General features: G+C 67.0%; 1 protein-coding gene (cut by a window edge). It reads right to left on the reverse strand.

What is annotated here, in order from left to right; genetic code table 11:
- Positions 1-14,567, reverse strand: the 3' portion of a protein-coding gene (locus NM1_RS10625; RefSeq protein WP_068017390.1) for a WXG100-like domain-containing protein. Its footprint extends 15,742 nt past the window's final position; the window shows 14,567 of its 30,309 coding nt (coding positions 15,743-30,309); its start codon lies off the right edge, out of view; it ends in the stop codon at positions 1-3.

Consider the following 14,567-nt stretch of genomic DNA (forward strand, 5'->3'; position numbering starts at 1 on the left):
TTATCTAGTCCGAATTTCTGGAAAAGACCTGACCTTCCATTTCTGACCGTATTTGCCGGGTCCTTCGTATTGGAAAAAATCCCCGTGGGTCGGAGATGGTCGACGATATCCCCGGGTTTCGATGATGTCGTGCTCGAAGCACTGCTCGAGTATGGCGGCTTGCAGACGCGACAGCGTGACCTGCTCAGGCGCTGCCGAGACGGGGGCGACTGCGTCGGAGATGTTACTCGTGCTGCCGTCGGTCGGCGGCGTGGGCACGTCGGCGGTGAGCGCGGCGACAATATCCCTGTCGCCTTCGCCCTGCCTGGCTTGCGTGAGGGCCGCGCCGACCGCTGCGGCTCCGCTGTGGACCGCATCGGGCCCGCTGGGTCGACCGCCGAGGGGCAGCCCGACCCGGATGAACAGGCTTCTCCGGCCATTGAGGATGTTGCTCAGAGAATGCTTGTGTCCGAGGCTCGCGATAATATCGCGGGGCTCGGTCTTCTTTGCGACGAAATGTTGCAGAACCTTGTTCGGCAAATACGCCGGTTGCGCGTCCACGGTCCGTGCGAGTTCGGTGACCGCATGCTGGTCGAGGAGCCCCCGATCGGCGGCTATGGCTATGACCGCTGCGCGGTTCTCCTGGAAAAGGCCCCGGCCCGAGGTGATTCCGAGACCGGCGTAGACGACGGTCATCAATGTCGTGCCCACCTCCCTCGGTGTAAGGAAGGGGAACTCGGTGCTCCTGGTTCGCGAGAGGTTCTCATAGATGTCGTTGTTACCGGTGTAGCCCGCGGCATAGTGCTGGACAATCGCGTGTGCCAGCGTGCCCGAACCCATACTCTCCCGCAGTGTCTCCCAGTCCTGTTCCGCCGCTGAGATTCTCGCGCTCGGTTGCCGGGCAACGCTGGCGTCGACCGTGAATCGTTGCTGGTCGTTGGCCGCGACCGCAATTCGATCGCGCTGGAGGAAGGGGCTGGTTCCCGCCGGGAGCCCGAGGTCGTGCCATGTGATGAGCAGGAGCGCCTCGTAACCTTTGTACGATATCCCGAGTTCGGCGACGATATCGCTGTTCTTCCAGCCGAAATGGATGTACAGGCAGAGGGCCTGCTGCTGGGGTGTGAACGGGTCCGGGCTTGCGGACGGCGCCGGTAGGTCCGGCGTCACGTCGACGTGATCGTCGGGTCGCAGGACCATGGCCTTCCAGTCGTTCAAGGACCGGTGTTCGAGGTGGTGCCGAAATTCGGCGGCAGGCAGCACGTGCGATTCCCCCGCGGCGTTGACGACTTCCACGCCCTGGTGGGTGAGTTCGGCCGCGAATCCGGTATCGGGGTTGCCGGGGTTCCGGAACAGGAACCGGGTGCCGGGCGGATAGTGGGTTCCGGCGAGTGCCTGCGCGAGGTCGGGCACGTCGAATTCCCGGTACTCGCCAGAATTCTGTGTGTGCTGCCCGGCGGGGTGGTCGGAGACCTCGATATCGCCGGGTCGTGGTGCGGCCGGGCCGGGCTGTGCGGGTCCTGTCGATGGCTTGTTGTTGTCGCCGGAGGTGGTGGGGTATTCGGGCCCGTACAGGCCGTGCGCACCGGGACCGCCCATACGAATTCGGGAGAACTTCGGCAGATGCTCGAGGCCGACGGCGACGATGCCCGAGCGGGGGATCGTGTCGTCCGGCGGGTCGACGCGGTTCGGATCGGTAACCCATATCCCGCCCGGGGGCTTGCGCATCCGCACGCCGCTGATCGCCGAGGTCCACCACCGCTCCCCGCCCGGGAACTTCCATTGCCTTCCGTCGGTCGGGGAATACCGCTCCTCGGTGCCGTCCGGGCCGCGGCGGATTCGGGTACCGCTCGCATCGGAGGTGTAGATCGATCCGTCGGGAGACTGCCGGTATTCGATACCGTCGACAGGGGTGAGGCCGGTGCCGTGGCGGTCGGTCGGATCTTCGAGCAGGAGTCCGATCGGATCGCCGTCGTCGTCGCGTTCGATCCCGAGCACCGCGTATTCGTGGTTGGGCGCCAAACCACTTGTCCCGGAGCCTTTGTCGGAACTTTGACCGCGAAGATGGGTGGCGATCGACGCCGCCGTTCCGCCGTGTCGCCGTGCCCGGTCGATGCCGTTGGCGATCCATTCGGCGACGTACGAGTATCGGATATCGCCGTCGTCGTCGCGGGGGAGCCGCCGGTGCTCGGCCGCCTCGCCGTACACGGCGCGGTGGTAGTCGGCGAGAGCCTTCTTCTCGGATGTCCACCGCCCCGGGAACTGCTCGTCGAGATAGTCGCGGAAGCGGTCGGGTGCGAGGAGTAGGTCCTCGGTGGCGAGGAATCGGACCCATGCGGCAATGCGGGCGTCGTGGTCGTCGGGGTGGGCGGTGTGTATCGCGTTCCACCTGGCACCGCGCAGTGCCTCCGCTTGCTGCCGGGCGTCGTCGAAGAGGTCGGCGGCCCTGCGGGCGAATTCGGGGTCGCCGCCCGCCAACTCCCGCAGGATGTCGGTGTCGAGCCGCAGCGGGTGCAGGAAGAACTGATCGTCGACGGCCCGCGACGGTTGTGGCAGCAGGCCTTTCGCGGGGAGGTAGAAGGACGTGCCGAGGCGTTTCTGGGCATCCAGCGCCAGGAGCCCGGCGTAGCCGTCGCCGCCGCCGAGGCGCTGCGCGAAGGCTCGCTCGATCATCGCGGGCCACAGCGGCTGCCCGGGCCCGTGGTGCGCATAAGCCGCGATGTCGGTGCCGGGCAGCACGTGGCCGACCTTTTCGACACGCACCCACTCGATTTCGTCGCCGATGCGGAGTCGGACGCCGACGGTGCCGTCGCCGTGGTCGTGCAGCATGTCGCGGATCAGCTGCGGCTCGCTCTCGGCCAGCGCCTTGAGCGGAGCGATCAGCCAGCAGTCCCTGGCTCCGCCCTGTCGCGCGTCCTGTGGCCGCGGTCCGTCCGGTCCGAACAGATCCTCGTCATGCCGCCCGACCGGTACCGGCAGATCCGGTAGCAAGCTGTGCGGGACCGGGTACCGGCCCTGCTCCCTGGGCGCCCTGATCAGGTCGTACGGCTGGTCTGGCCGGGGCTCGACCACGAGTTCGGTTCCGTACGGCACCCTGACGATTGCCTCGTCACCGTTGTCGAGACGGCCGACGATGCGGATCTCGCCATCGGAATCCAGAGTCAGGGTGCCGCGGGCGGTACCTGTGCCGGGTCGGTAGCCGAAATCCCGCAGCATGTCGGCGGGGACGACTCCGTCCGGCCCGTCCGCATTCGGCAGCTCGTAGTAGAGACGACCATCCGATGGTGAAAGGGCCAGGTTCGCCTCCACTGTGCCGCGGGCCGGTAGCCGAATGTCGGCGCCCACGTGATTCACCAGGACTAGGGCGGCGCCACCGTCGTCGTGATCGATCCGACCGGCCGTGACCGCGACCGGGATCCTGGGGAAGAGTGCGAGTCTCTGCTCGTGCGTGAGGTTTTCGAGGCGTTCGTGTGTGGCGAGCGTGGGTGGCTCGAGCCCGGCGCGGTCGAACCGCGTGCGCGGCGGCAGCACGACGCCGGGCAGTTCGGTCCGGAACGCATCCCGCAGGTGGTCGCCGAAATAGGTGTCGTCGCGGTCGGATTCGAACGGTTGGCGGTCGTCTCCGGAGGCGGGCAGGCGTTCGGTATCCCGGCGCGGTTCGGCGGGGTAGGTGACCGGGGGGTGGGAGCCGTCCCGGAAGCGGGGGCCGTCGGGCTCGCCTGACAGCGGAGGCGCGCGCCGGATGCCGGTGGAGTGACGGACGGTCACGGAATCGGAAGCGAGTTGTCGGGCAAGGCGTTTCGCGATCGATTCGGGAGCGAACACCTGGATCCGCCGCCCGGTCGCTTCGGCCCGGGCGAATTCCGATATTGCCGTCCACGGGCGATCGCTCTCTGAATCACCCATGCCGGGAACGAGTTTCGCGATCAGTCGCGCCGAGGTGCGGGCGTCGTGGGTGGTGGCGATCCACAGCACGGTCGCGTGATCCCCTTGTGTGCGGGTGGCTTCCGCGTGCTGCCGCAGTCCGCGGGCGATTACCTGGTGCATCGACTCGGTCGACGTCTGGGGGTGCACGTGCCAGTGCACCGTCGACGCGGCGTCGATGTCGCCGAATCCGATCATCGTTCGGACACCGCGACCTTGGACGTCCTGGTGGAAGGACAGCAGACGGATCGCTGGGGGGACGGTGGCGAAATGGTCGGCGACTATCTCGGCATCGATGTCCGCGGTGTGCAGGTCTGTGAGTGCCGCTTGCAGATTCTGCAGTTGCCGTGCCTCGTTCGGCGACAGCCGAGCAGGGGCGGCGAGGCGTTGGATCTCGAGCTGTAGGTATCTCGTGTTCAAGGTGTTCCGTACCGGCGCCGGAATACCGGCGCTGTTGCGCAGGCCGGGGAAATCGGTGAGCATGCCGTGCTGGTAGTCCGGTGCGAGCCTTCCGAAAGACAGGTCGTTCCACCAGGTTTCGCCGTTCTCACGCCACCAGGTGGCGATTGCCGCGGCAGAGGATCGCGGGCCGTCGAGTCCGCGGGGAAACCCCGGCGGAGTGATCCGGTCGTCCGGACCCTCGGGCTGCGGATGCGCGGCGATCCGGTTCTGCAGGTCGGGCTGGACCTCGTCGCGGTCGAGGCCTTCCTGCCACCGATTCAGTTCGGCCTGCCGGTCGGCGAGGATCCGTCTCCGGTCTGCCACCACCGCGGCGGTCTGCCGGTCGGCCGAGGTGTCCCGTTCTCGGCGGGTGAGTGCCGTGTCGAGGGCGTCGAGTTCGATCTGGCGGCGTGCGATCTCATCGCGCTGACGAGCGATCTCTCCGATGCGGCCGCGGGCCCGGTTGCGGGAGTCGTAGCGGACGAAGTCGTCGTCGAGTTCGAGCCCTTGCCGGATCAGGAGTTCGAGTGCGTAGTCGTTGATTTCCGCACGGGGGAGGTAGTGGCCGCTGATGTCGCTCATGGCGACGAGTGCCCCGTCCCGAACTTCGATGGTCCCGGCGGCGGTGACGGTGCGACCACCCAGGAACGACGAATGCTGGATGACACCGCGCACCTCCTCCCCGGCGTAGAGGTTGCCGAATTCGTCCATGACGAAGAGAGCCCGGGGGCGCGGAGAGCCGACCCGGGTGGTGTCGAGTCGCTTCCCGTCGAAGACGCGGAACAGCGCGCCGTCGCGCACGAACACCCGATGCGCCTCGCGCTCGTCGGGGCTCATGTGATGGACCGGGGTGTGGTACGGAGGCGGCATCAACTCGGCGAGCGGGCGGGCGTTCGGAATGGCTTCGACAACGGTTTTGACTGCGATCGGCCGGGTTTCGGCGGCGTACTCCTTCCCGAGGGCCGCGCCGTCGAGAAGCGGGGTCTGCGGCGAGGCCAGCACTCGATCGAGGGGCGGCGGGATCTCCTCCCGCGGCACCACGTCATCGAGCGTGGAACTCAGCTGTGCCGGAGGGCGCGGATGTGCCAGCGCCGCGAACAGATTTCCCTCGGAGGTGACGCCGATCTCGTATCGGCCGTCGGATGTGTAGCGCAGGAACACATTCGGCCTCCCCGGGACGAAGGCATGTTCGGAGTTCCCGAGCCCGTCGGGATGCTGGATGACGACATTCATTCCGAAAGCCTTGGCCGCGAGGCCCGCTTCGCGGTCTACGGTATTCCGCTGCGGCCCCGGCCGAAGCGCGTCGGGGTCCGTGACACGGCGTTGTTCGTCCAGCCGCTCATCGAATTCCCGCCGCTGGTTCAGCTCGTCCTGCCACTGTGCGTCATCGACCGATCCCTGCTGCCTCTCGGCGTCGACAGTGGTCCGCCGTCGGGTTTCCTGCTGCGTCGCGCGGTCCAGATGCAGTCCGATGGTGGTGCGCGTGAATGTTGCATCGGGGTGCCTCAGAATGTGGGCGACGACGGCGAAGAGCGAATCACTGCGCCCGGACACAGCCTCCCAGCGTGGCGGCGAGAGTGGCTGTGCGGCAGGCGGGTTCGTCGGGGAGGCGGGAGCGCCGATGATAGAGCGCGGGTGGGCCGGGGCGGGGGTGTGGTGGTCGGCGGGAGGCGCTACGACGTGTCCGGCGGCGTCGAGGTAGATGACGTCGATACTGGAGATGTCCCGGAGTGCTCGTGGGGGATAGCTGCGGTCGTTCTCGCGTGCTGGGTCGGCGACGACGAGGTCGCTGTAGTCCGGGAACGTGGGGGCGCCGGGGGTTGTGCTGATGAGTGCGGCATGTGCGCCGATACCTCTGTCGTCGATCGTTGCGTAGTTGTGGACGATCAGTGCGTGGGCGGCCTCGGAATGGCGCAGAAAGTGGGCGATGGTGTCGTGATCGGGGACGGTGTGCGGTTGTGCTCCGGGGATGGCGTCCCGGAGTTGTCGGTGAGTGATCCCGGCGAGTCCGGGGGGATCGACTGTCTTGATGTCGTTGTTGCCGGTGAGTTGTCGCAGGAGTGCCAATACCCGGGGGCCGCACGTATCGTCCGATGCCATATAGTGCGGCGGATCTTCATCTGTGGGCGGGAGTGCGCGCGTCTGGGTAATCGGACTGTGCTGTGCCGCCGCATAATCCGGCAGTGGTTCGACCGCGGCATCGACCGCGCGGGCCATGGACATCCGGCCGTGCGCTTGCGGCATGCGCGCGGGATCGAGGATCACCAGATCGGTGATGCGGCGCTCGGTCATCCGCTGCTCCAGCGCCGCGGCGTCCATCCGCCCGGCGGAGCCACCGAGACCGGGATGGTCGAGATCGTGGATGCGGAATTCGTCCGTGTTCCCGATGCGCCGCACCGCCAGGGTGCGGAAATCGCTGGAGTCGATCATGTTGTGGGAGTTGGCCATCCACACTCGCGCATCGGCCGGCAGGTCCCGGATATGGGTGGACTCCCGGAGTGCGTGTTCGGCGCCCTCGCCCAGACTCAGCTGCGCCCACCGGAGCCACGCGGTCCACGTCCGACCGTCGCTCTCGCCCTGCAGGCCGACGATCACGTCGACCGCCTCCTGACGCTGCGCCGCGGTCAGCGTGGTGTAGTCGAATCTGCCCTCCCCGGCGGACTCGTACAGCAGCCAGTGCATCGCCAGCCAGCCACCGAACCGGCCCACCACATGGCCGGGGACCCTGTTCACGCGGTGCTCGGGATGGATCCACAGGTCCCAGGTGTTGCCCCAGCCGGTCAACTGCAGGTAGGGATTGCGCATGGTCGACGGGTTGTGCCACGACTCGGCCAGCACGTTCCGGCGACGGCCGTCGACCATCGCTACCGGGATCGCGCGCGTGAACCCGTGGAACAACCGGTCGATCGCGGACCTCGCGGTGCCGGGGCGCTGTCGCCGCTCGGCCCGGGACAGTGACACCGGGAAAGCAGAAGGCGCCTGCGGCTGTTCGGTAGGCGCCGTCTTCGACGGCGGCGCAGAATGTTCGGGACGAACCGTACTGCCGTCGGATTCCGTTGTGTCCCTGCGCCGTTCGTTCGGCGGCTCGAAGTGTCCGCGTAGGACGATGAAATTGGGGGTGTAGAAGGAGTGGAAGGGGTCTGTGCCGATGCTGGTGATTCGGTAGGGCGTGTTGCTGGCGAACAGGAGTTCGTTTTCGTGTGCGTTCTTGGCGCGGCCGTCGCGGCCGAGGTAGATCGCGCGGAGTCCGGGTGGTACGGCGAGTTCGAGGCGGAAGTTCGATTTTGTGCTGGTCGAGACCAATTCGGTGGTCAATGACGTGGACAGGAGGTTGGCGTTGCGCTGGAGGGCGTTGAGGACGAGGCGGGGGTCTTTGCGTCCGTTGAGGGTGTTGCCGTGCCGGTCGATGGCCAGGAAGTCGATGTCGCCGAGTGCGCGGACGACGAGGAAGGGTTCGGTGCAGGGCAGCGGCTGGCCGGTTCCCTGTTCGAGCAGTTCGAGAAACCGGCGGACGTTGTCCGGTGTGGGGGCGGCACCGAAGTTCTCACGGTATGCCCTGTTGAACCGGTCGTAGAAGATCGCGTCGACGCCGATCTGTTCCCAGTGTGCTGTCGGGCGGGGGTGCTCGAGAATTTGGTTGAGCGCGTGCAGTTTCCGGGTTTCGGCATCGTCGAGGTAGGCGCTCTCGAGTCTGCGCACGGTGTCGCGGTCGGAGTCGGTGCGGTCTCCGGGACGCTTGTCCAGCGCTGGTCGCAGTTGTTGTGCTTGGGCTGCGGTGCACCTGCCGACGAGTGTGTCGTGCAGGTCTTTTCGCGTCTGGATCAGTGTGTTGAGGTCAGGTGTTCTGAAGGGGCTGTCGCTGAGGAGGTCTCGGGTGGCGGCGTGGTGTCGGTAGCGGTCGTATACCTCTTCGAAACTCTCACCCGCGTGCGTCTTGCGGATCAGTGTGTTGGTGAGGGCGGAGGATTGCTGGTAGGTCATCAGGGCCGTGCGTACTTCGGGTGGCTGCCGGGGCCAGGTGCGGAGCACGGTGTGGCCGTAGTCGGCGCCGTCTCGGTTGCTGGTGAACACCCGTACGCCGCTGAAGGGCAGCGTGATGTCGGGGGCCGGGGGATGCACCGTCGTCGTAGCGGAATCGGTGTGTGGCGCGGATGTGGTGATCGCCGCGGGTGCATAGAGGTGGATGTGCCGTGTCGCGGGGTGATGTGCGGTGAACTCGGTGATCGCTGTGTGCAGGTGTGTCGCGGAGTCGATGGGTGTCTGGGTGTCGTAGTCGATCCAGAAGACGCTCGCGTGGCTGGGGTGTGTGCGGGTGATGTCGGTGTGTAGGGCGGCGACTCGGCTGGGCAGGTCGGGTATCGCGACGGCCGAGGTGGCAGAGTGAGCGTGCCAGTGCACTGTCGGGGCGGTGTCGATGGGGCCGAAACCGATGACCATCTGGCCGCGTCGACCCAGGTCGTTGTCGGTGAAGGACAGCAGGTGCACTACCGGTGGTGTATCGGAGGGGTCGGTGGCCGTTTCGGCGGCTCGGACGGCGGCGCGGAGGTAGGTGCGGGGGATGTCGAGGTTGTGCCATTGTTCCAGCAGGTACGGTGGCAATCCGTCGTCGAAGTCGTCGTGCTCGCGGAGCCAGTCCCGTTTGACCATGAGGTATCGAATGTTGCGGGCGTGCCGGGTCGGGGCGGTGAGGACGTCGCTGTTGCGCAGGGCGGGGAATGGGTCGAGCAGTCGGAGCTGTTCGTCGTTCATCCATTCGTCGATGAGTAGGTTGTCCCACCAGGTGCGGCCGGTGCCGGGGTAGGTGTAGGGCGAATCCGGCTCGTGCAACTGCCGCAGCACGTCCGGCGGGAGTCGGCCGCTGTCATCGGTGAGATCTTCGAGCCGGTCGATCTCGAGTTCGATGAGTCTCTCCCTGAGACGGTCCTCCACCCCGAGCGGGACATTGTTGCGCAGGGTTGGGAATTCGGTCAGCAGACGGAGCTGTTCGGCGTCCGTCAGGCCGTCGAAATGCAGAGAGTTCCACCAGGTTTCACCGACATCACGCCACCAGGTGGCCGACGTGCCGAACCCGGCGGGCGGCCGCAGTGGATCGGCAGCGACGCCGACATGTCGGTCGGCGCCGACGTAGACGGTGCCGGGGAGGAGGGGGACGGGAGCGTGGTTGTGGCCGGGGGGTTGCACGACGTGGCCGCGGGCGTCGAGGTAGACGACGTGGATGTCGGCGATATCGCGCAGTGCCCTGGGCGGATAGCTGTGTGGTGTATCCAGTCCCGGGTCTCTGACGACGAGTTCGGAGGTGCTTTCGCCGGAGGCTTTGCGGGTGCTGGTGATGAGGTAGGCGTGTGCGCCGATGTTGTTCTGGTCGACAGTGGTGTAGTTGTCGACGACGAGGGCGTGGGCGGCGGGGGAGTCGGGGTCGTCGAGGACTTCGGCGATGGCGTCGTGCCCGCGAGGATCGAGGACCGTGTGGAGTCGAGCGTGCGGGGGATCGGCCGGGTTCGTGCTGGGCGCGGGGATGGCGCGCTGTAGCTGTTCGTGGGTGACACCGGAGAGTCCGGTAGGGGGATAGATGGTTTCGATGTCACGGTTGCCGGTGAGCTGTCCCAGTAGCGCGAGTGTGCGTGGGCCGCAGTCGTTGTGGTCTGTGTGCGGGGCGCTGTCGTCGATGACCGCCTGGGTGTGGGGCAGCAGAGCCTCGGCTGTGAGGACGTGCATGCCCTCCGCGGGGTCGTAGCGCACGCCGGTGATGCGGTAGCGGGTGTCGCGGGCGAGTAATAGTTCGGTGGCGCCGGGAACGTTGCTGCGCAGGCCGATCCACAGGCCCTGGATGCCGACGGGAAGGGTCATGTCGAGTCGATAGGTGAACGACCTGCCGTCCGGGAACTTCACCAGGTTGCGGCTGACCGAGGTCGACAGGTAGCCCGGTTCCCGCTGCACCGTGCCGACGAGACGGTCCAGGTGCTGGGGTTGTGCCGGTCGCCCGTCCCGATCCAGCAGGAACTCGATGGTCCGGAGGCCGCGGTTGACCCGGATCGGCTCGGTGATCGGCACCGGTCGCCGGGTGGCCCGATCCATCAGCTCGATCTGGCGGCCGATGGCCTCGGCGCCCACCGGCATACCGAAGAAGGTGCTGAAGTACGGGCGCATCAACTGCGTCATCTTGACGTGGTCGCTGACGATTTGGTCCAATGCTCGGCCGGGATGTTGGCTCGTCATGAGCGAGTGGAGCCGATTCCAGGTTTCGCCCGCCGTATCCGTGTCCGAAATTGCTTGGCGAACGGCCACTTCCCCGTCTCGGTACCACCGGGCCAGGGAGTCGAGGGAGGGTTTCCCCGGTCCGGTCAGTGCGCTGAACAACCGCGCCGATCTGCTGCTGTGCTCGAACTGCTCGAACTGGCGCCTGGCCGAATCGAGGTAGTCGCCGTCCCGCAAAACTCGGTTGGGCAGACACGCCTTGTCGTGTGCCCATATCGAATGCCGCTGAGCCGGGGTGAGCTCGTGCCACAGGTTCAGTGTGGTTTCACCGAACTCGAGTCCTGCTGCGTCCGTATCGAATTGCCGGATGCCGTTGTGGTCGATGTAGCCCGTTCCGGGGCCTTGCGGGTCGGCCGAATGTGATGAGGGTTGCCACGGGTGCTGCGGTGGCAGATCGAAGGTGACTGCGGTGTGCAACTCGTCGGGAGCGATAGTGAACGGTCTTCCCGCGGTGTCCACGGCGACCCGAAGGTTGCTCGGGCTCTGTGGATCCACGTACACGAGTGCGAACGACCCGTCGGGTTTGTTGCGTATGACGGTGCGAAAAGCGTGTGAGCGCAGGACGATTACATTGAGTTCGAACTCGCGGGCGGCCAACGGGAGCAATCGGGTCAAGGCTCCGTCGGTGTGCATATTCGGGTTGCGCAGGCCGTCGATGAGGCCGCGGTACTGGGCCTGCTCGGTCGCGTCGTACCGGTTGTCGGCAAGGTTCTGCTCCCACCGCCCGGCCAGGGCGATGCGAATCTCCTGCGCCGTGCTGCCCGCACCGTCGCGCAGCAGCAGTGCCAGGCATTCGAATACCTGATCGCCATTGTCGGGCAACGAAATCCAGGCCGGTGCGAGTAGCCCTGCTCTGAGTTCTTCGATGGTGGCCGGGTCGATCAGGCCCAGGCGGACGGCTTTGTCCACGGCCTCCGCAATATCGGAGACCCCGAGTTTGTGGAATATGCCGGATCGGTCCATCGCCCTTGTGATCGCGTGGTTCACCGTGTCGCGGGTGGTCTTGCCGAGAACGGGGTCTTGTCGTAGGTGTTCGGCAATGGATTCGGCTGTGGTGTAGCCGGCCGCGTAGTGTTCGAGGACGGTCTTCTGTGTGCGCGTGAATGATATGCCGTGGATCGTCGTGATGTACGAGTGGTTGTTCGGTGTGACGGTGAATTGGTAGGTGTAGTCGGGGTATTGGTGGAGGTGGTAGACCTTGCCGCCCGGGGGTGTGGTGACGATGGTGTGCCGATCGTGGCCGGGGCGGATGATGTGAAGGTTGATTTCGAGGGCGCGGGCGGCGGCGTGGGCGATGAACTCGAGGCCGGGGTATTCGGTGGACAGGTAGTGCGTGTCGGTTGTTCTGCCTGCGCGTAGTGCGGTGAGGACGTCATCGAGGGCCCGGGCGCGGGCGGCGGCGATCCGGTCTCGGAATGCGTGCGTGCGGGCGTCTTCGTGGGCTGTGTCGGCGTTGAGATAGTCGGTGGTGATGAGGCGGAGGTACTCGTCGCGGTGTTTCTCGATGTGATCGGCGATGGTGTCCTGTAGGCGAGCTTTGCCCTTCAGCGCACGCTGGAGCGTGCGTTCCAGTGCGCGGATGAAGGGGTGCGGTCGATGGCGCCAACCGGATGCGCTGGATGTGGGGATGTGGACGGCGGTGGGGCCGGTGTCGCCGAGATGGCGCAGGTGGTCGAGGAATTCGAGTTTGGTGGGGAAGGTTCGCGTATCGCCGGTGGGGGTACGGAGTTCGATGAAGCCTTTGGCCTCGAGAGTGGCGGTGGTCCTGTCGGGGAGGTCGATCCGAGTGCCGGTGAGCAGCCTGTTGTGGTGAGTGAGCTCGTGGAGGAGGTCATGGAGTCCGACGCGCCTGGTCGGGCCGGAGATGTCGGGTAGCGGGCGATGGACGACCGCCGTGGTCCACTCGTCCATGGACTGGGCGTTGATGCTCTGCCGAAATTGGTGGGGAGTGAGGTCGAGGGATTGGCCGGAGCCATTGGTGACCCGCACGCCCGTGCCGGTGACCTCCGCGTCATATCCCATCTGCGGATCGGCTGGGTGCCGGAGGCGGACTCCGGTGCCGGGCGGGTAGTGGGATCGGGAGAGCTGCTCCGTGAATTCCAGGATGGGCAGAGTTCGGGCATGCTCGAGATCGGGTGCGCCGATGCGGATTTCGCGGGGGAACTCCGGGATCGTCTCGCCGCGCAGGCGAATCGGGCGGGCCGTGGCGCCGGTCGGGGTGTAGAGAACGGCGTACAGACCGGCCGAGTCGCGGCGCCCCGGCGGTCTGCCGGTCCGGCCGGTGGCATCGGGAACGTAGTCGCGGACGAGGATGACGTCGTCCTCGTTGACCATCCGGTAGGCGTGCGCCCCGATGCCGTTCGCATTCACGGCAGGGTGCATGTGGACGACCAGGGCCTGCGCACCCGGGCCGAGAAGTTGCAGCTGCTTGCGGATTTTGTCCTCACCGGTGTACCCGCGGAGCTTTCCGCCGGCCGCTTTCTCGGCCTGCCGTTTCGAGTAGCCGGGCAGCGCTGCGCGCCCGTCGTGCGGCCGGGTCTCGGTGGTGCCCTCGAGATCACGGCCCTGGCCGAGTCCACCCCGGGGCGGGGTGCCCGTGATCGCGCGGAGTCGGATTGCGCTGCTGGTGATGCCGCGCCGTGCGAATCCGTCGCTGATGCCGGTGAGCGCGTGGAGGAGGCACTGGTTGTCCGACCCGGAACCCTGCGCGGCGTCCTGCGGCGGGTTCGTGACATCCGTGTGAGCGGTCGTGCCGTCACCGTGTATGGGCGCCGCAGCCCGGCGGGGGACGGAAGTAGTTGCGCTGCCGTCTGTTCGGGACACGAGCCGGTGGAGGACGGTTCGGATGTCGCGGGGTGGAGCACCCTCGGCCGACGAAGTGGGCGTGTGCCGTGCGGTCGGCACCGTGGCGTCGCCGACCATGTCACCGCCACGCAGACGAGATGTGAAGCGCCGCAGCCGTTGCAGTGCGCGCTCTCGCCGTGACGGTCGCTCGTGCCGGATGTCACCGGTGTGGACCTGCATGCTGCCGTCGACCGCCGGGGTGCCGGGGCTGCCGGACACTTCGTAGACGAGGTCGGGGAGATCCTCGAAAGGACCCGGCTCCCTTGCCATCCGGGCCATCTCGGAGGGACGGCTCATCTCGGTCGCGCCGAGGGGTGGCGCCCGCGATACGGGCTTTCGGGTCTCGGCGAAGGGTTCGACCGGCCGCTGGTGCGGCACGGAGGTGGAGCGGCCCGGGATATCGACGACGGTGTGCATCGGGGAGAACCGGAGGGAGTTGCCCCGGGGCGGAATCTCGGGCGGCCCACCGCGATGTGGGCCGTCGGTACGCGCTGCGGATCGGATGTGGTCCCGGCTGAGGGGGATCTCCTGGCCGTCCGGTGGTGTCTCGTCGGACTGCTCCCGTACGAGGGCATCGAGCATTTCCGATTGCGGCCGCCGCTCGTCCCGGGAGACGTCGGCGGACTCCGCTGCGCGCCGTGGCGCCGGTGGAGTTTCGATCGATGGCAAGGGTCGGATCGGCTCTGCCGCAGCAGGTTCGGGTTCCCAGTCGTCTCGCGGCTCCGTATGGGATTGCCCCGCTGCGGATCCCGTCCGATAGTCCTCGTCGCGGACCGGTTGCCGTGGCGCCCAGGTGCTTCCGGCGAGCACCGCCGGAGCGGGCCGGACGGGCAGCGAGGCCCGATCCGGTGTCTGTCGGGGCGGGTCCGTGGTCTCCTCGCCGCGATCGGTGCCGAATGCCGCCAGGTCGTCGGTGGTGCCGCCGATGATGTCACCGGAGACCCAGAGTTTGCCTTTGGGGCCATGGATTTCGATGACGGCGACGCCGACGAAGCGGTGATTGTCCGCGCCTTCGCCACCGTCGGTGAGCGCGGCGGTGCCGAAGCGGAAGAGGTCGCGGTTCTGCTTCAGCATGGCGCCGGACCGGCCCTGGGCGGCGTTGTGGCCGCCGAGCGGCAGCCCGGACG

Origin of the sequence: Nocardia mexicana NBRC 108244 (assembly GCF_001613165.1) — a bacterium.
Lineage (GTDB): Bacteria > Actinomycetota > Actinomycetes > Mycobacteriales > Mycobacteriaceae > Nocardia > Nocardia mexicana.